Source organism: Segatella asaccharophila (assembly GCF_054687055.1).
This window is the reverse complement of sequence record NZ_BAACAN010000026.1, coordinates 1-19,534: the sequence shown is the minus strand read 5'-3', so window position 1 is coordinate 19,534 and position 19,534 is coordinate 1. Positions and strand designations below refer to the sequence as shown.

At 46.8% G+C, this 19,534-nt stretch carries 16 protein-coding genes; all 16 read right to left on the bottom strand.

Annotated elements, in window-relative coordinates:
* Window positions 1-13 precede the first annotated feature (13 nt).
* The 16 genes from ACYRYG_RS11610 to ACYRYG_RS11535 all read right to left on the bottom strand — a co-directional run bounded on the left by ACYRYG_RS11610 (window position 14) and on the right by ACYRYG_RS11535 (window position 19,422).
* The gene (locus ACYRYG_RS11610; protein WP_293418470.1) at window positions 14-1,519 is read right to left on the bottom strand and encodes a complex I subunit 4 family protein; all 1,506 of its coding nucleotides are present in this window, start codon (window positions 1,517-1,519) and stop codon (window positions 14-16) included.
* 14 nt (window positions 1,520-1,533) lie between these two features.
* Window positions 1,534-3,534, bottom strand: coding sequence for an NADH-quinone oxidoreductase subunit L (nuoL, locus tag ACYRYG_RS11605; RefSeq protein WP_293418472.1), 2,001 nt, complete (start codon window positions 3,532-3,534; stop codon window positions 1,534-1,536).
* 6 nt (window positions 3,535-3,540) lie between these two features.
* Window positions 3,541-3,849, bottom strand: a complete 309-nt coding sequence (gene nuoK / locus ACYRYG_RS11600) for an NADH-quinone oxidoreductase subunit NuoK (protein ID WP_293418474.1) — start codon at window positions 3,847-3,849, stop codon at window positions 3,541-3,543.
* Window positions 3,846-4,367 (bottom strand): NADH-quinone oxidoreductase subunit J family protein, encoded by a 522-nt coding sequence (locus ACYRYG_RS11595; RefSeq protein WP_293418476.1) that lies wholly within the window; start codon window positions 4,365-4,367, stop codon window positions 3,846-3,848. Before ACYRYG_RS11595 ends, nuoK begins: the two co-directional genes overlap by 4 nt.
* An 11-nt stretch (window positions 4,368-4,378) precedes the next feature.
* Window positions 4,379-4,909, bottom strand: coding sequence for a NuoI/complex I 23 kDa subunit family protein (locus ACYRYG_RS11590; RefSeq protein ID WP_294077536.1), 531 nt, complete (start codon window positions 4,907-4,909; stop codon window positions 4,379-4,381).
* A 25-nt stretch (window positions 4,910-4,934) separates the two neighbouring features.
* A complete protein-coding gene (gene nuoH / locus ACYRYG_RS11585) occupies window positions 4,935-6,020 on the bottom strand; it encodes an NADH-quinone oxidoreductase subunit NuoH (RefSeq protein ID WP_293418480.1) in 1,086 nt (361 codons plus the stop codon).
* 2 nt (window positions 6,021-6,022) lie between these two features.
* The gene (locus ACYRYG_RS11580) at window positions 6,023-7,594 is read right to left on the bottom strand and encodes an NADH-quinone oxidoreductase subunit D-related protein (RefSeq protein WP_293418482.1); all 1,572 of its coding nucleotides are present in this window, start codon (window positions 7,592-7,594) and stop codon (window positions 6,023-6,025) included.
* 19 nt (window positions 7,595-7,613) lie between these two features.
* Window positions 7,614-8,471 carry an NADH-quinone oxidoreductase subunit B gene (locus tag ACYRYG_RS11575; protein WP_460198224.1) on the bottom strand — a complete coding sequence of 286 codons (858 nt, stop codon included), beginning with the start codon at window positions 8,469-8,471 and terminating at the stop codon, window positions 7,614-7,616.
* Window positions 8,462-8,812, bottom strand: coding sequence for an NADH-quinone oxidoreductase subunit A (locus tag ACYRYG_RS11570; RefSeq protein ID WP_293418486.1), 351 nt, complete (start codon window positions 8,810-8,812; stop codon window positions 8,462-8,464). Before ACYRYG_RS11570 ends, ACYRYG_RS11575 begins: the two co-directional genes overlap by 10 nt.
* A 615-nt stretch (window positions 8,813-9,427) precedes the next feature.
* The gene (locus ACYRYG_RS11565; RefSeq protein ID WP_293418492.1) at window positions 9,428-10,606 is read right to left on the bottom strand and encodes an AGE family epimerase/isomerase; all 1,179 of its coding nucleotides are present in this window, start codon (window positions 10,604-10,606) and stop codon (window positions 9,428-9,430) included.
* 71 nt (window positions 10,607-10,677) lie between these two features.
* Window positions 10,678-12,114, bottom strand: a complete 1,437-nt coding sequence (locus ACYRYG_RS11560; RefSeq protein ID WP_293418488.1) for an MFS transporter — start codon at window positions 12,112-12,114, stop codon at window positions 10,678-10,680.
* Between the two features lie 72 nt (window positions 12,115-12,186).
* On the bottom strand, window positions 12,187-13,374 hold the full coding sequence (locus ACYRYG_RS11555) for a glycoside hydrolase family 130 protein (RefSeq protein WP_460198223.1): 1,188 nt from the start codon (window positions 13,372-13,374) through the stop codon (window positions 12,187-12,189).
* Between the two features lie 49 nt (window positions 13,375-13,423).
* The gene (locus tag ACYRYG_RS11550) at window positions 13,424-14,500 is read right to left on the bottom strand and encodes a glycoside hydrolase family 26 protein (RefSeq protein WP_293418490.1); all 1,077 of its coding nucleotides are present in this window, start codon (window positions 14,498-14,500) and stop codon (window positions 13,424-13,426) included.
* A gap of 29 nt (window positions 14,501-14,529) precedes the next feature.
* Window positions 14,530-15,834, bottom strand: coding sequence for an acetylxylan esterase (locus tag ACYRYG_RS11545; protein WP_293429928.1), 1,305 nt, complete (start codon window positions 15,832-15,834; stop codon window positions 14,530-14,532).
* A 316-nt stretch (window positions 15,835-16,150) separates the two neighbouring features.
* A complete protein-coding gene (locus ACYRYG_RS11540; protein WP_460198222.1) occupies window positions 16,151-17,617 on the bottom strand; it encodes a TolB family protein in 1,467 nt (488 codons plus the stop codon).
* A 29-nt stretch (window positions 17,618-17,646) separates the two neighbouring features.
* Complete coding sequence (locus tag ACYRYG_RS11535) at window positions 17,647-19,422, bottom strand: DUF6057 family protein (protein ID WP_460198221.1); 1,776 nt, start codon at window positions 19,420-19,422, stop codon at window positions 17,647-17,649.
* Window positions 19,423-19,534: the final 112 nt, after the last annotated feature.

The window sequence follows — 19,534 nt, the reverse complement described above, 5'->3', positions numbered from 1 at the left end:
CATTTTCCGTCCCTTATAGAGCAGCCGTCAAAGCAGCTGTCTGGATATGTTGCAGGATCGGAGCTACTGCACCTACAATAATATGCTGTGCCCACAGAGGAGACAAGCCCAGACCGGCAACGCAGAAGATCAAGCTCCCCACGGCGATCCGCTCATCCCAGGTAGCATCATGCAACTGGTAAAATTTCTTGTTCGGAACTTTCTGGAACAAGATCTTTCCGACAGCCCGCAGGATGTACACGGCAGTAATCACAATAGAGGTTGTCGCAATGATCGTACATACTCGATGGAAGACATCAGCGTTCTCAAAAGATCCGATAAAGATGGTCATCTCAGCTACGAAGCCAGAGAATCCAGGAAGCCCTAGATTGGCCAGACCGGCAATGACATAAGCCACAGACAGGAAAGGCATGATTTTCATCAACCCACCGAGTTTGCGTACATCACGAGTTCCGCAACGGTGATAGATCATACCGATGACCGCAAAGAAAAGGGCTGTCGTCAGACCATGAGAGAGCATCTGAAGGACGGCACCCGTGATAGCTGTCTGGGTCATCATCAAGAGTGCGAACAGCACCATGCCGCAGTGAGATACGGAAGAATAAGCATTGATATATTTCAGGTCCGTCTGCACGCAAGCAGAAAGAGCTCCGTAAACTACCGAACAAGTAGCGAGAATCAGGAAGATCCACGCCAGTTGGTGAGCGGCTGCAGGCAGCAGGTACATAGCAATGCGGAAGCAGCCATAGCCCCCCAGTTTCATCAACACGCCAGCGTGCAACATAGACACAGCCGTAGGTGCTGAAGCATGACCGTCAGGGCTCCAGGTGTGGAAGGGGAACAGAGCACCCAGCACGCCGAACCCGATGAAGACGAACGGGAAGAAGATCTTCTGGATATGCACCGGAATATTGTTCATAGCGGCTATTGCTGCTACGTTCATGGTCTTGGCGCCACTAAAATAGTAAATACCCAGAATACCGATAATCAGCAGAGCAGACCCGCCCATGAGCATCAATGTCAACTTCATGGCGGAATACTCTTTCGGTCCCGTCCCCCATACTCCGATCAGGAGGTACATAGGAATCAAAGCCACCTCATAAAACATGAACATGGTGAACATGTCTGTTGTGATAAAGAAACCGAACACACCGATACTCAGCAATACGAACCACAGGAAATACTCCTTTTTCAACGGTTCGAGGCGCCATGAAGCGAAAGTACCCGTGAAGACAATAACAGCTGAAAGTAAAAGCATCACCACGGAGATACCATCCACACCGACACTATAGTCAATATGCAACGGTGCAAACCAAGGTACACTGTAAGTAAAGAGCATTGCATCGGTATTGCCCGCATTACGCATCTGAACAAATGTAATCGTCAAATAGATAGCCAGGAGCAAAAGACAACTGGCACCTACGACCATCACACCGCGTACCTGTTTATCGTTCTTTGCCAGCCAGAGGCCAAGCAGCATCAAAACCGGAATGACAACGAATAATGTTAGTATACTCATTTTAATTTAATGTCTTAATAGAAAATGCAAAGCAATATAATCGTTAATGCTACCGTACCTGTCAGGAACCAGCTTGCATAAGAGCGGACATCACCGCTCTGCCACGGGCGGATAGACTCTCCCGCAGCCTGAGTACTCCAACCGGCAAAGTTGAATGTGCCGTCCACGATGTGGCGGTCAAACCAGGCAATAGGAATACTGAAAAGACCAAACACGATCTTATGGCAGAAGAACTGCCATGCGTTATCAATATAGAAGCGGTTGAGAGCAGCCCGATGGAACCGCGGGAACTTCTTTTCCAGCATCACCGGAATCGGATTCTTCTTCGGCGCATACATGATCGTTGCTGCTGCGATGCCGATCAAACCGGCACACAAACTAGGAAGAGCAGGCAGGAAATCACCATGCTGCAAAGGAATATCAAAACTCAGTCCATTGGCTGAGATGAAATGACCAAAAGGAATGAACCCTGCAACACAAGAGATTGCTGAGAGAATGATCAGAGGAATCTCCATGATCATAGGAGCCTCAGCCGGTTTACGACGATGCTCAGGATCCAGCTCATAATAGGACTGTCCCCAGAAAATAACATAATAGAGACGGAACATATAGAAAGCGGTCAGTCCCGCAACCATGACCATCCACCATTTGAAGAACACCCCTTGCCACCCCGGAATCTGACCACAGGCATCAATGATCTCATCCTTGGAGAAGAAACCAGAGAACGGCGGAATGCCGCTGATAGCCAGACAGCCGATAAGGAAGCAGATGTTCGTAATCGGCATATATTTATGCAAGCCCCCCATATATTCCTTGAAATTGGATCCGATAATGACAATGATCGATCCGGAGCAAAGGAACAAAAGAGCCTTGAACATAGCATGTGTAAACAGGTGGAACATACTGGCCATATAACCCAGGCCGCCAGTGCCATTGTCCAAAGAGAAGCAGACGCCCAGCGCAACCAGCATATAGCCGATCTGAGAGATCGTCGAGAACGCCAGTCCACGTTTAATATCACTCTGACAGCAAGCCACTACAGCTGCATAAAAAGCCGTGAAGGCCGCAATCCACGCAATCCAGTGAAGTTGGGTGATTGCCCCGAACTTGATATAGATAGGGAAGAGAGAAGCGACCTGATAGACACCAGCCACAACCATCGTAGCCGCATGAATCAAAGCACTGACCGGCGTAGGACCTTCCATGGCATCCGGCAGCCAGATATGCAATGGGAACATCGCACTCTTACCGGCACCACCGATGAACATCAGGAACAAGGCAGCCGGGATGACCCATGATGCGCCGGCAAGACGCCTGGTCAGATCAGGCATGACGCCTAAATCATAATTGAATGTCCCGACATAGAAACTATAGAAGAGGATACCTATCAAGAAGAACAAGTCGGCAAAACGCGTTACGATGAAAGCCTTCTTTGAGGCATGCACTGCCGCATGTTTAGGATAGTAGAAACCGATGAGCAGGTAAGAACAGATACCCACCAACTCCCAGAACAGATACATCTGGAAAAGGTTTGTTGCCACCACCAGTCCGAGCATAGACATCGTAAAGAGAGAAAGGAAAGCGTAAAAACGCTGGAACCCTTTCTGATAGCCTACCCGGTGATAATGCTCATCCAGGTTGGACATATATCCAAAAGAATAAATGTGAACCATGAAACTGACCGTGGTAATGACCACCAGCATCATCACACTGATTGGAGTCAGGCGGAAACCAATCTTAAAGAGTAACTGCGTACCGAAGAGCGGCGCCTTGCCGAAATCCAGCCAGGTGAAATTGAACGGAGTGACCGTAGGGTATAAACCTGTGGCAGCATCTCTCCCGATCACAAAGAAATATTCGTATGCCGTATAGAGAGACAGCGCAAAGAGCGTGCCAACGACAAACGTACCGATCAGGCCGGCAACAGGTTTCTTCATCTTCATGCCGAAGAGTCCCAAGAGCAGGAAACTCAGGAAAGGCAGAAGGAGTATCAAATATGCATAACTGTATTCCATTATCTTTTAGAATTTCATGTTTTCAATGCTGTTCACCTGATCACTATGATAAACACGGTAAACGTTGATGATAATAGCCAGGGCTACAGCTGTCTCGGCAGCACTCACACCGATGGAAAACAGCGTGAAAAAGAAACCTTCCATCTGTCCCGGATAAAGAATGCGGTTGAAAACTGCAAAATTAATATCCACAGAGTTCAAGACGAGTTCAATAGAGATCAGCATGGCAATCAGATTGCGACGGGTCACGAATCCAAAAACGCCAATAAAGAACAAAAGTGCACTCAGCACGAAAAAACATTGTACAGGTATCATTTCTTATCCTCCTTCCTTGCAATCATAATGCCGCCGACAATACAAGCCAGCAAAAATACCGAGATGAACTCAAACGGCAGGACATATTGATATTTACCGGAGCCCACAAGAGCCGTGCCGACCTTCTTGACCGGAACCTCAACGTCAGCCATGCTGGCAGCCTGGTCAATGAAATGGTTCTTCAGGAGGACAACTGCAACAGTTGCCAGTCCGATCAGGCAAAGGACGGAAGCAAAGACCACACGACTGCCCTTGAAGCGTTCCACCATTCCCTGAAGCGTATTCTTACTGACCAACTGAATGGCGAAGATATACATCATCATGATCCCTCCTGCATAGATTGCGATCTGGGCAACCCCCAGGAAAGTATAGTCCAGCAGGAAATAAATACCTGCCACGCCAAACAGGACGAATAGCAGGAAAGTTGCGGCCCGCATGATCCGCTTGGTCGTGACGCATAGAATGGCTGAGCCCAGGATGACCACAGCCAGAATGCAAAATATAACGATATTAGCCATATCTTTTACTACTATTTAGTCTTCGTATTAAACTTACCGATCTGATAAGGAGCACCACCGTCAATGATATTTGGCAAACTGCCGCCCTTATAAACTTCCTTGTCAAGATGCAATACCAGTTTGCTGCGGTCAAAAACACTGTTTTCAAAATCGTTGACAAACTTGATTGCACCAAAATTGCAGGCATTGACACAAAGTTCACAGAACATGCAATCGCCCAGATCATACTGATAGTCGATGAGATGACGCTTCTTCTTGCCTGTTTCCGGATCCGTAACCATCTCATGGGTAATCTTGATTGTTCCGTTCGGGCAAGCTTTCTCACACATGGTACAAGCCACGCACTTATAACTTTCATCCTCATTGCGCAAGAAGACCAGCCGGCCCCGGAAGCGCGGAGAGATATGAAGGGTGGTCTTACGATTCTCAGGATACTGCTCCGTACTTTTGGGAGTGAAGTATTCCCGCATGGTCGTCTTCATCCCAATGAGCAATGTCTTGATCGCATTTCCAATACCACCGAAATATGAATGATTATTCATTGATTTGTTGATTATCAATTGTTGATTAAATATGCCAGCCGAGTTTAAATACCACACAAACTGTCATGACCACGAGATTGAGCAGAGACAGAGGCATCAGGTATTTCCATTCAAGTTTCAGGATATTATCAATCCTCAGACGAGGGAAAGTCCACCTGATCCACATCAGGAAAAAGACCAGGACAAAAGTCTTGCCCAGCATCCATATAAATCCCGGGATATAGTCCATCAGATGATCAAAGCCAGCCACGCCGATATGGAGTGGCATCCAGCCACCAAGGAAGACCGTAGCAGCTATTCCGGAGATCACGAACAGGTTCAGGTATTCTGACAAATAGTAGAAACCGAATCCCATACCCGAATATTCCGTATGATAACCGGCCGTCAGCTCACTCTCCGCCTCAACCAGGTCGAACGGGCCACGGTTAGCTTCCGCATTTCCTGCAATCAGGAAGATGAGAAAGGCAACGATTGCGGGCAGAGGAGCCCGGAAGATCAGCCATCCATGAGCCTGATAATCCACGATACCGGAAACCTGCATGGTACCCGTCAAGGTTACAGCAGCGACCAGACAGAGTCCCAACGACATTTCGTAGGAAATCATCTGAACAGCGCCACGCATGGCAGAGACAACAGAATATTTATTATTACTTCCCCAGCCGGCCATGAAGACACCAATAATGCCGATGCTGCTCAAGGCAGTAATCATGAACACTCCGACATTAAAGTCCAGGACCTGAGCCCCTTTGTTCCAAGGCAGGAAAGAGAATGTACCTATAGAGGCCGTGATGACCAGAAAAGGTGCCAGATAATACAATAACTTATCACTTTTATCAACAGGGAAGATCTCCTTGATCAGCATTTTCACCACATCGGCAAAAACCTGAAAGACTCCCCAGGGGCCCACACGCATCGGGCCGAGACGACACTGGAAATAGGCACAAACCTTACGTTCCATGAATATCAACACGATAGCCAATAAAGCATACAGGATGATAATCAGTAAAAGAACGACCACACACTCGATGAAAATTGACCAGAAGTTCCCCAGACCGCAAGTCTGACGAAGCAGTTGGTCAAACCATCTTGTTACTATACCAAAATCAAACATAATTATCTATCAATATCAGGAATTACGTAATCTAAAGCAGCACCGGTAGCAATCAGGTCTGCAATCTTCTGACCCTGGAGCATTTTATCCATAGCCCCCACGAGAGACAATCCCATCGGACGAATCTTCAAACGGTACGGACTCTTGTCGCCCCTGCTGTCCAGGTAAACGCCAAACTCACCGCTGGCGCCCTCTACGGCATAATACCATTGTCCTTCAGGAACCCGGATAACCGGTTTCTGCTTGATATAGAAATCACCCTCAGGAATATTATCAATAAGTTGTTCGATAATATCCAGACTCTGGTACATCTCATCAATATGGACATAATAGCGGTCCATCGAGTCACCGTGCGTACGAGTGCACTCTTTCCACTCCACCTTATCATACAGGTCGTAAGGATGGTATTTACGGACATCGTTCTTCCAGCCAGCTGCCCTTCCGGCAGGACCGGTAACGGCGTAGTTGATACAATCCTCAAGTCCCATCGGCCCGATACCCTCAAAACGTTCATGAGTGATAACATTGTCACCGAAGACATCAAGATATTCCTGGATCATCGGGCGAAGATACTTGCAAAGAGCCTTTACGTTTTCCACAAAGTGAGGATCAATATCTGCCTGACAGCCTCCGATACGGTAATAGTTTTCTATCAACCGTCCTCCGGTTGTCTCTTCCATCACATTGAGTACATGTTCACGATCACGCATACCATAGAGGAAAGCCGTCAAGGCACTCAGGTCCTGTGCACAGCACCCCGTGAACAACAAGTGGTTATCCAGGCGCTGCAGCTCATCCATGATTGTACGGATATAATGGATACGATCACTGAGTTCTATGCCCATGGCTTCCTCGATGACCCCCACGAGAGCATGTCGGTTCATCATAGCCGACAGATAGTTAAGCCGGTCTGTCAAAGCCAATGTCTGCGGATAGGTAAATCCCTCACATATTTTCTCAATACCCCGGTGGATATAGCCCAGATGCGGATAGACATGTACGATCTGTTCTCCGTTCAGCACAGTCTGCAGGCGCAGCACCCCATGAGTAGACGGATGGTTAGGACCGATATTCACCGTAAATTCATCCGATTGGATCAACCGTCGCGGCGTCTTGGTCAAGTCACCGTATTTATCAAGGTTATACTCTACCGTCCAGTCCGATTCCGGTTCATCCGTTTCCGGAAAACGATTATGTTCAGGGCTCATGTCGTAATCCTTACGGAGCGGATAGCCCTTGAAATCATTTCTCAGGTACAGGCGGCGCATATCCGGATGTCCCAGGAATATAATTCCCAGGAAATCATAGACCTCACGCTCGAGGAGTTCACCATCATGCCAGATGGAACAGATTGTAGGAAGCACATAGTCTTCGCCGATCTGTCTGGCGATCTGTTTGACGGACATCCGGTCATGTGTCTGGGTATTCTCCAAGATATAAATACAGCCGAGACCTTCTTCGCCGAAGTCCTCACCCACAATCGTGACCAGGTAGTCGAAATGTTTTTCGCTTTTCAACTTTGCCATCTCTTTGGCAAAGTCATCAAAAGGGAATGTTATATTGTTCAGTTTCATAACGTGCGTACCTTAGTTTTTAAGCAGCAGGAGTATTACCCTGGTTTTTATTTGTTTCTTTCGAAGAATCGACCGGCTTTGTATCCGGCTGTACAGGAGCAGGAGTTACATTTTCCTTTCCCGTCTGTTCCTTCTCCCGCTCAGAGAGTTGGTCCAGTTCTTTGCCCAATTGATCGACCTGCTCTTTGGTGACCCCGTCCTTGACAATGATCGGATCATCCTGATGAAGCAGTTTTTCAAAAGCAAGATTTTCATTGCTCAGGCCGTGCAGTCCTCCAGCCTCCATCGATTCGCGGCGTTCCGCAGCATTCATCTTATGATTAGCACCGCCGAAGAACCGTTCAATCTTTACCTTCCGTTGCAATTGCATCATTCCGTAAAGGATAGCTTCAGGACGGGGAGGGCAGCCAGGGATATAGACATCCACAGGCACCAGTTCGTCAATACCACGAACCACATAATAGCTGCTCTTGAAAGGCCCACCACTGATCGTACAGCCCCCGACGGCCACGACATATTTCGGTTCAGCCATTTCATCATACAAGCGCTTGAATACAGGAGCCATCTTGTTTGTGATCGTCCCTGCGCACATGATAATATCTGCCTGCCGGGGAGAATTACGCGTTACCTCAAAGCCGAAGCGCGAGAAATCATAGCGGGCACAGCCGACAGCCATGAATTCAATTCCGCAACAAGAGGTACCGAAAGTCAATGACCAAAGAGAATTGGAACGTCCCCAGTTAATGGCCCAGTTCAGATTTCCTAACACTACATTTGTACCACCCTGATTCAATTCTTCCGTCAATTTCTGCAGCGTATCATTATCCTTGAATTCGCCATAAGGAATAGACTTGATTTTGGGCTTTCTTATTTCCATTCGAGCACTCCTTTCCGCCAGGCGTATGCCAGGCCAAACACTAATACCAACAGGAAGAAACCGATGCTGAGAAGAGCTTGTGACCCATACTCCTTAACGACCACAGCCCAAGGATACAGGAAGACGGTCTCCACATCAAACAACAGGAAAAGCAGAGCAAAGAGATAATATCCCACATGCATAGGCAGCCAAGAGGAGCCACGTGTAGGAATACCACACTCAAACTGTTCACCTTTTACCGGGTTGTATGAACGAGGCCCTATCAGTTTGGCGATCACATAAGCGCCAACCACTAAGGTCACGGCCGTCAGCAAAACGGTAATAAACAAGATAAAGTTCATAAATTATAACGTTATTATTATTGCAAATAGAAGAGCAGAGGCCTTCTGCCCAAACGTCTGCAAAGATACTAAAATTTATGTAATATTGGTCCTTTATCTTTAAAAAAAACAAAATATAAAACGATTTTTTAAAGAAACTAAACATTTGGAACCATGGTTATTTCAGACCCGATAAAGTCATCTATTTCCAGTGAACCAAGCGGAAGAAACAATCCGAGCCATATTCCGCGCATCAGGAATGATGGATCATTTTATAAAGTTGGTGTTTTAAGCATCTTATTAGGTTTCAAGAATAAAGGGACTCAAATAACAGGGTTGGTTTTTACAGTATATGATTTTAAGGCCTTAAAGTCAGACCTTGACGCCTGATTCCGGGCGGGTATAATCATGGAGGAGCAATATGCACCATTTCGGGGGACCGTAATACACCATTTCGCTTACCATTGGCTATCGTGAGAATCAGTGACTATGATTCTTTCTTATCCTTAAGAAGACAACAATATTATTTGAACCGGAGGGATCCGTCCCAAAGGAATACGACCGAAAGGAAAACAAGTCTAAAAGCCCCGGAGAGTTCCTCCCCGGAGCCAGTTATTCAGAAAACAACCTGAGAGATCAGAAAGCACGTTCCATGAGTTCCAGGCACATTCTGCTATTATGATAAGGACATTTCCAGAATCCAGCCTTATCATTCTCCCGGTCCACTGTCCCATCTCCCAGAATTGCCCAGTACCATTCCCCATGATCATTATCGATAAGATGATCCTGGATATAACGGAAGCAACGCTCAGCCACCTCCAAGGCCCTATGGTCCCCGAAATGCTGATAAAGATTTATATGTCCGATGACATTCTCACATTCTACCCACCATTGCCGCTGCCGGTCATAACGATCCGTATCCGTCCAATGCTCATAGATCAGTGATCCATCCTTACAGAGTCCTTCCTCACTGGCCCGGGCAATCCTGCGGATGGCAGGTTCAACCACTTCAAGCAAATTCCGGTCTCCCAGGACCAGGGCTGATTCGTGCATCAGCCAACTTGCTTCTATTTCATGGCCAAAACTCTGGATATTTCTTTTCCCTTCCCAATGATCATCAAAAAACAGATCTATATGTCCCTCCGGATTCATGAAGATATTCAAGAAAATATCCAGCAGATTACGGATGCTCTTCTTCAAGGCAGGGTCTTTCCATATCCTGTAAAGATTAGTATAAGGTTCCAGAATATGCAAATGAGAATTCATCGTACGGGAACCATTCTCATCCTTGTCCGACAGTCTCATATCCTCAATCGGTTTCCAATCGCGTGTCAAAGCCTCCACATACCCTTTGCTGACCGGATCGAAAGCATGTTTTTCAATATCATGATAGAGAGAGATGGCAGCAGCTTTAGCCTCCTCATCACCAGTAGCCCTGGCATATTCAGACAATCCATAGATAGCAAAGCCAGTAGCATAAGTTTGTTTTTTAGTATCTTCAGGCTGTCCCTTGAAATCCAAACTCCAGTAGACGCCTCCATACTGATCATCTATAAAATACTGAAGGATATAATCCCTGGCCCTGGTAGCAGCTTTGAGATATTCCGGTTTATGCAACACCCGGTAAGCAGCCGAGAAGGCCCACAGGATACGAGCATTGAGAATAGCGCCCTTATCCGCTTCAGGATGAACGATGTCATGGCCGTCAATACGGCCATAATATCCCCCGTTTTCATGATCAGTAACTTTGTTGATCCAGTAAGGCAGGATATTAGTTTCCAGGATATTCCGTGCCTGTTCTTTTAACTTTTCCATCATCAAATGATTTTTATATCATCCGGTCAACCGGCCGGACATTAGAAAATAAGATTCCAGCTTTCCCTTCCCTAATTCTGAGGATGCCTGTGAGCCTCACGACGAATTTTCAGGTCTGCACTGATCTTCTTCATTTCATCATTAGTCAGCGGGTAGAAAGCGACGGCAACGACAGCGACCAGGCATGCGATGGCCGGGAACCAACTCATCATCAGATTAAGGCCATGGACAGCTCCGGCAGACTGTATGGCCCCCTGGACTGCCTTGTAGCCAAAGGCACTCAGCAGCCATAGTACCAAAGCACTCCCTACAGCACCACCGATTTTCTGCGCCATCGACGAAGACGAGAATATCAGCCCCGTAGAAGAGTTACCATGTTTCCATTCTGACCAGTCCCCAATATCTGCGAACATGCTCCATAGCAATGGATAAGTAATGCCACAACAGGCATTGATCAGCACCTGCAGGATCAGCATTCCCCAGACCCCGCCGACCGTAACCGGCAGATAATAAAAGAGGATGCTGAGAACTCCCGCGATCAGCATGGCAAAAAGGTAAGTATGACTTTTGCCTATACGGTTTGAGACAGGCACGGCAAAGATTACACCAAACATATTTGCCACCTCACCAATAGCCAGAAAGACCCCACAGGACAAAGTGATCCCCCGTCCGAGTTGAGCTTTATTCCCGAGATAGTCCTGGAAATAATAAGCGGCCGTCCCCCCACGAATACTACTGAAGAATACTGCTGCTATGGAAGCCACAAGGAGGATCCACCAAGGAACATTAGAAACCAGAGACTTGATATCATGCCAGACAGAAGCCTTTGCCGGTTTCCCTTTGCCCTGAGCATCCGGGGTATCCTCAACCTTCACCGCATCTGAGGTAACCACATGCTCCCGGGTCATGGAAAAACAGCAGAAAAAGAGGATGGCACAGATGATTCCGATGACCACCATGGAAAGAGTCCAGGCTGTCGGCGAACTGATACCTCCGAAGAAATTACGGATAGGTTCAAAGATCGCCAGTGCCAGGAAGCTGCCACCAAAAGCGAAGAACATACGGAAACTGGAAAATACGGTCCTTTCCCGCTGGTCATCCGAAATAACGCCCAGCATAGCTGCATAGGGAACATTGATTCCACTGTAAACCGTCATCATCAGGATATATGTTGCGTATGCATAGAATAGTTTCCATCCATGGGCGAAATGAGGGACGGTGAATGTCAAGACCCCCATAAAGGCAAACGGGATAGCCATCCACAACAAATAAGGACGGTATTTCCCCCATTTTGTCCTTGTACGGTCAGCGATGATCCCCATACACGGGTCAAAGACCGCATCCCAGAGTTTGGTAACCAGAAGGAGCATGGCTCCTTCAGAAAGAGTCAGTCCAAAGATATTAGAATAAAAGAAGGGCAGATAGTAAGTGAAGATTTTCCAGAACATACTGGAAGACATATCACCGAAACCATAGCCGATCTTCTCGGATAATTTTGCTTTTGACATAAATAGATTGTTAGTTACAGGTAGAACCGGCGAAGGGCCGTTCTTTAAAGAAACGTCCCTCTGCCTTAATTATTATCGATTAAGATTGTGTTTCGCGTTTTCACGGTTTTTGGCGATCAGTCTTTTAACAGTTTCCACACTATGTGTGGTAGAAAAACCATCCTGAGGAGTATTCATGCAATAATCAACAAGTTTGTCGATCGTTGACGTAGCAACATGCAGCCGGGTATCACAGGAAGCATAATAGATAAAGACCTTACCGTCCTCATCAGCGATCCAGCCATTAGAGAAGACCACGTTCATGACATCCCCGATATATTCCCCTCCCTGAGGGACGAGAAAATAGCCACCCGGCTGAGCGATGACACGTGTAGGATCCTCCAGGGCAGTCATATACATATAGAGCACATACCTCAGTCCGGAGGCTGTACCCCGGACGCCATGAGCCAGATGCAGCCATCCCCGGGGAGTCTTGATAGGAGCAGGTCCCTCCCCATTCTTGACCTCCATGATCGTGTGATAATGACGGAAGTTGATGATCTTTTCATCTTTCACCTCTGCATGTTCTATATCATCCACCAGCGCCCAGCCGATACCGCCACCCGATCCAGCATCTATGAATCCATCTTGCGGACGGGTATAGAAAGCATATTTACCCTGAACGAATTCAGGATGGAGGACCACATTCCGCTGCTGATTCTTGCTTTTCAAGTCCGGCAAGCGATCCCAGTGGACCAGGTCATGAGTTCTCGCAATAGCAGCAGTTGCCGTCGCAGCAGAAAGATCCTCAGGGTGCGCCGGGTCATGGCGCTCCGCACAGAATATCCCATAGATCCATCCATCTTCATGACGAGTCAACCGCATATCATAAACATTAGTTGCGGGGACACTGTCATCCGGCATGGTCACCGGCTCTTTCCAGAACCGAAAATGATCCACGCCATTAGGGCTCTCCGCCACGGCAAAAAAACTTTTCCGGTCAGCTCCTTCCACACGGGCTATCACGACATATTTCCCATTCCATTTGATTGCACCGGCATTGAAAGCCGCGTTCATCATAATGCGCTGTTCCAGATAAGGGTTATCTTTTTCATTGAAATCATACCTCCATTCCAAGGGAGTATGTTCACCCGTCAGAACCGGATATTCATATTTTTCGTAGATTCCATTTCCACCCTTTACAGGTTGATTTTTCCGACACAGGAGTTGTTCATGAAGAATTTTCAGAGCTTTTACCTTTTCATCAAATGTACATATCATATCTTTTAATTTTTATATCGCATTTAACAGACATCAGACACAAGAGCGGTCATCTGATCGTTTTCATATCATTCAAGAACAAGGATGTGGGATAGCTATACAATACCCGGAAGTCAGCAGCACAGGATTTATCAGGAGCAGGTCCAAAGTTTTCCTTCGGCTGATCCCAGGCATTCCGCCAGAGCAGGACGTAAGAGAGACGGAAGCCCTGGATGGCTTTCCACAGTCCCGTAGTAAACCACTGAGGATCAGGAGTATTACGGGAGCCTGTCTCGGCAAAGCACATCAGTTTGTGATGAGCCGCAGCCACCCGGCTGATGACAGTATATTCTTCCCGCACCTGACGGATATAAGTCTCCTTCGAATCATTTCCATAAAGGTCAGCGCCCATCATATCCACATACCGGTCCCCGGGGTAATACTGCATAAAGTTCTCTTCCGTCTCATGGTCAGTTCCCCCCGGAGAGTAGCAGAACACCAGGTTATCCAGTCCCATTCCACGCAGTGTACGTACGGTCAACCGATAGAGTTGCTGGTATTCATCAGGCGTACAGGAATTCTTTCCCCACCAGAACCAGCCTCCAGACATCTCGTGCCACGGGCGGAAAATGAGCGGTACAAGTTTTCCATCAGCCGTCCTGATGGAGAGAAGGAACTTCCCTACCCTCGAGAGCCAACTCATAAACCGGGGATTATCCTTTCCCCCCGGGAGGATCTGTGATACAGCCCTCCCACTCGGATCCCATGCGCTCTGCATTGTCACCGGATTAGTAGAGTGCCAGCTGATCTCAACGACGCCACCTCTATTATATTGAGCCAACGCCTGTTGACGGATCTGATCGAAAGGTACACCATCCAGGTTCCGCGTAGAATCCAGTTCCAGATGTCCCAGTTCAAAGCCCATCAGCGCAGGGTAATCACCACAAGTCTCCTTTACGTCACTCCTTCCATACTCCCATTTCCAGGTAGTGCCATACATCGGATCATCCTGATGACCGATCATGACCCCCTTTTTCTCTATTTTCTGGAGACGTTTAATCAGTTTTTCAGCCGGAGAGGCAGCCATGCTCCGACAAGCGAACAGTCCGCAGACCGCTATGATCCATAAATGCTTGTATGTCATCATCTATCAGCTATTGGTTAAAAATTGAATATTCACTTTACGTGTAATTGCGCCTTCAGGAAGTCCTGCCACTCATCCCATTGTTCCTGATACCAGTAATGTCCGGTCATCTGATATATGCTCAACTTTTTAGGAGCTTTTACGATATTATAAGTTCCATACGAAGAAGTAGGAGGAACGGTCTCATCATTATATCCAAAAGAGAACCAACAAGGAACAGTGACCCTTCGGGCGAAGTTGACGCCATCGTAATAACGGGCACCCTCAACCTCTTTCTCATCAACATCTTTCCGGAGATAGAAATAATGAGGCCACCCCCCTGCCACCCCATGCAGTTCAGCCTCATAGTCACACATCGCATCATGAACGACCGCCAGAAAGGTGACCCTCGGATCCAATGCAGCTACCGCCAGAGAGAGAAAGCCACCTTGAGACGCACCCGTCACGCCAAGAGTCTTTCCATCCCATTCCGGCAGGGAAGCAATATAATCAACGGCTCTCACAGCTCCTGTGACTACACGGTGATAGTAATTCTTCTCCGGATGACAAATATTTACGTCCCAATAATTATGTAAAGCTCCGCCCAGCAAGCGGTCATACACGACCTGAGGCAGGGTGACGGGAATACCATGGATACCTATCTCCAATACGATGCACTTACCGTCAGCTGTATAGGTGTCCCCACTATAAGGACGGCATCCTGCACCCGGCACTCTCAGCAGCGCCGGATATTTCCCTGGACGGACTGGCACCGAGAGGATACCGTAAATCCGGGAGTCAGGACGGTCATTCACAAAACTCACTTCATAGACATGATCCAGGTCTGTGCAACGATCAGGCAACAACCTGACTCTAGGGCAGAGATCATTTTCCCTGGCCTTTTTCAAAGCTTCAGCCCAATAGCTGTCAAAATCCTTCGGGCACTGCGTAAAAGGCACTATCTTCTCCGGAGAAAAAGCGGCAGTACAAAGTCCCTCATATTTCCTGCCATTGACAGAAGCCGTAACCTTCAGACGGTAGAACCCAGAGTGCTTCATCCTTCCCGGCCACTGCATCTCGCCATTCTTCAATACCGCTGTGTTCCTGACATCAGGATAGCAGACCGGACCCGCTTCATAATTAACATGTACACCATGCAAGGGAGTTCCGGATCTCAGGACATGAATGGCAAAAATTGCCTTCTCACCGACTTTGTAGTTCCAGTCCTCATGATCAGGGGTAACCACCACCACGATATTGTTCCCTCGAACCTGAGCCATTACAGGAACTGCAAGCAGCAGGAATGCTCCTAAAAGGAGGAGACAATAGAGTTTTATGGACGGTAAATACTTCCTCATTTATGTGGTTTTTAGATAGTGCAAAGTTAAAGGAAAAGTATGAAAGGATATGATACTTTTATAGCCAATGCCAACACTTTCCCTTTCTGTTCCCGTTATTTCTCTAAATTATACCCGTTTCCCTGTGCTCTGCGATCCACAGGCCAACGGTCTTCACGAATCAAGAAATTCCGCCAGAGAATTCTCCGGCCACAATTCATCGAGGAATCAAGCCATAAGTACCTTCAAGCCCCCACAAGATGATCAGAAATGATTCTGTCATCTTATGGGGGCCAGCTGTTCAAAAGAAGGACCCTTTTCAAGGGAATTGCTATTCCTACCGGACGATCGTATTCACTCTGCGGTCACTCATAATCTCCCTTCCGGCCTTTCTGAAGTCAAAATTGATTTTCGTTTTTGTAAAATCAGGGATATTATAAGAATAAACACTTTCCTCATAATACTTCCCGGGATTCTTCTGAGGAAGCAGGAAAGGTTTGGATACATGTCCTTGTGAATCCATGCAGGCAAGATAAAGACGCGTATACAAACCGTCTCCTCTACGACTGGAAAAGACGAACCAATGACTGTTGATATTCCAGTTATGGAATGACTCAGTCTGATTCGAGTTGACTTCTTTCAGCATTCTCACTTTCCCTGTACGTAAGTCCAACAGTCCCAGATCAGCCTCTTTATGCCAAATAGGAAAGCAGCCATAGTTGGCTAAAGTGAACATAATATATTTCCCGTCGTATGAAGGACGCGGGAAAGTAAGGCTCTTGCCCATTTTCCGTGCGTTTACAATCGTATCCACACGATTGCCAAAAGTTCCGTCAGAAGGGTTAAAAGAAATTTTACAAAGGTTATACCTTACTTTCTGATACCCCTCCGGTATTGGTTCCGCTTGTGAAGAACAGAAATAAAGCGTTTTCCCATCCGGTGAAAAGGCCGGATAGGTCTCAAAATGGTCAGGAGTCATCAAGAGAGAATCCAGGAGGAGCTGATGTGTTTCCGGTTCGTAGACCAAGACATCAGAAGCCTGGTCAAAAACTTCTATACGTTCATTACGGACGGCATGAAAACTCTGATGGGTCTTGTTCGTCGAATAAGCGCAATATTTTCCACTCGGATGCCAGTAAGGGTAAACAAGAGAGCCATGCAGGGAATCATTCTTGGCTTTCAACCATTCCATCCGTCCATTGATGTCTATCAGAGTAGCCCCATGAGAGCCCCTGATATGAAACGTAAATTCATGAGGATCGGTCCGGTTGGAAGTATGACAATTCAAACACGCTCCGGGAGCATCCGTATTTTCCAGAATTGCAGATTCATCATAGTTGGATAAGTCCCGCTGATAGATTCCCATTTTACTATAGACCTCATATCCAGGAGCAATCTTACGGTAAGTGAGTCCATATTCATCCAAGGCATACGGGCTGACCTTCATCTCAAAGCTCCGGTATTGTACCCATTTGCCCTTATTCTCTATACAGACCGTAAATAGGAGTTTTCCCCCCTTATTCTCTTCCGTCAGGTGATGCCAGTCCTTGACGTCAAACTCCGCGACACTTCCATTGGAATGAAGCTCTCCGCCTTTGGATCCTTTCACCACCACATCCATACACTCAAAACGACCGCCACAGTAATTAAAATCCAACGGGGCAATATCTACAGGAATCGTCACCCCCGCATAATCAGGATAGATAGGAGGAAGCTGATTTTTCCTTGACGGATGATCAGAAAAAGAATGACAGGCTGTCAACAAGAACACAGCTGAGGTCAATATTAAGAATATCTTTTTCATCAACAGTATATTTCTAAAGGATTGAACATCTATTTCCTGCAAAGCAGATAACTCCAGTAAGTACCGCCCATTTTCCCGGTTACCAGACCGGGATCATGGGGATTGGCAACATAAGCCCGGGCAAAATCGGTTACGTCATTGCACACTTCCGGGGTAACACTATAAGGAATGTCATTAAAACTGGTATGAGACTGCGTCCAAAGGTAAACCAGCACTTCCTGATAAGAACGTGGGATTTCCGTATAGCCGGCAAAACGTCCTAAAGGATAATATCTCTGAAATCCTTGAAGATTCCTTTCCAGCATCTGCCAAGCCATCAAATATTCGTATGCCATCCTGTTTTTCAAGTTATGGGCAAAGAGAAGACCAAACATCTGGTCCATCTGTGATTCACTGAAAAGGAAATCTTTTGTAAAACGAAAGCTCCTTAATTTCCGCCATTCCGGATTGGCCTCTACTTTTCTATCATGGTAAAGGCATGTCAGCGCATCATCGGCCCACTTTCTATAGAAAAGGGTCTGCCTGAGTCTTGCCAAAAACTTTGCAGCTATCTGATATTGTCCGTTAATGAGCTCACATTCCGCCATTCTCTGATAACAACGGGAACTTTTCCGATAATTGGGGATAGCCTCCTGCGCTTCAAAAGCATAACGCTCTGCACTGTTGACCATTCCCATCTGATAGAAGATCTCACTGGTCGGAAGAGGAGTGGTAAAATCCCGTTGGAATGCAGGTACCAGTCCTTCTACCCCATTCTGGTAAAAGTTGAACATCCTGTCCGGCAGGGATCCTTCCATTTCCAGGGCCAGATTCACACAAGAGACACCCATCGGAGTGGTCGGCTGATGCTTTTCAGCTCTGCTGATGATCTCCTCCCACTGATGTGTCCTGACCAGATAGTCAGTTTCCATCAAGCGGTATTTCACAGGATCAAAGCCACCTCTGATCAAGAAAAATCCTCCTATGACAAGGACCACCATAATGCCTCCTTCCACCCGGCCTGATCTCCTGACGCAAGGCAAACGATAAAGGACTATCGGGAAAATAGCAAATAAGACCATCAGGACCAACTGCATATAAGGTATAACCGACGGGAAACGGTAATAATTGATTCCAATGAACAACCGGTATAACGGATAATGCAAGAACTGTGCACACAGAAGAACTATCAAGACAGCATAAAGGATACTCAATAAGCCTATCACTATCTGCTGCCGGTGTGCCAACTCAAAGAACAAGACATAGAGGACCACGACAAAGACACAGGAACCAAACAACCAATAGAATGCCGGCACTCCGATCAACAAGGTAACAACCTTAAAGAGCAGTCTGGAATGCTGGTCGGGGCGGTTCGACTGTTCCGTATAAAAAAGCATGAAAAGCAAGGCTGCGATCAGGGCAATGACTAAACTCAATAATACACTCTCATCACCCATATAAAACCATAAGAGCAATGCCGGGATAAAACTGAATGGATACCAAAAGTCATCAGTACCATTATGGACAGCTACTGCCCAGACCAACCTCTGAAAAGCTACAAAACAGACTGCCAGGATCAGACTGCCCAGCGCAGGATAATAATAGAACTGGGTCAAGAACTCAGCAATATAATCGGCCAGTCCACCAGGGACGGCAATGCGTTGTATGAAATAGTCAGAATCGAAAAGGAACATCTGCAGCTGTTCCTGATAGTTCAAGGCACCACGCTGAACAAAGCACCAAAAGCAAAAAACGATGATGCCGAAAAAGACAGACAGCAGGATCTGGCCGTATGCGTTAAGGATTTTCTTAATGATTATCCTCAATTAGGTGATTAATAATTTTGAGGTTTTCTCGATATTCCTTATCTTTGCATCAATTATCAAAACCTCGTCAAGATGAAACTGATAGAATTTTCAAAACGTTTCCCCGATGAAG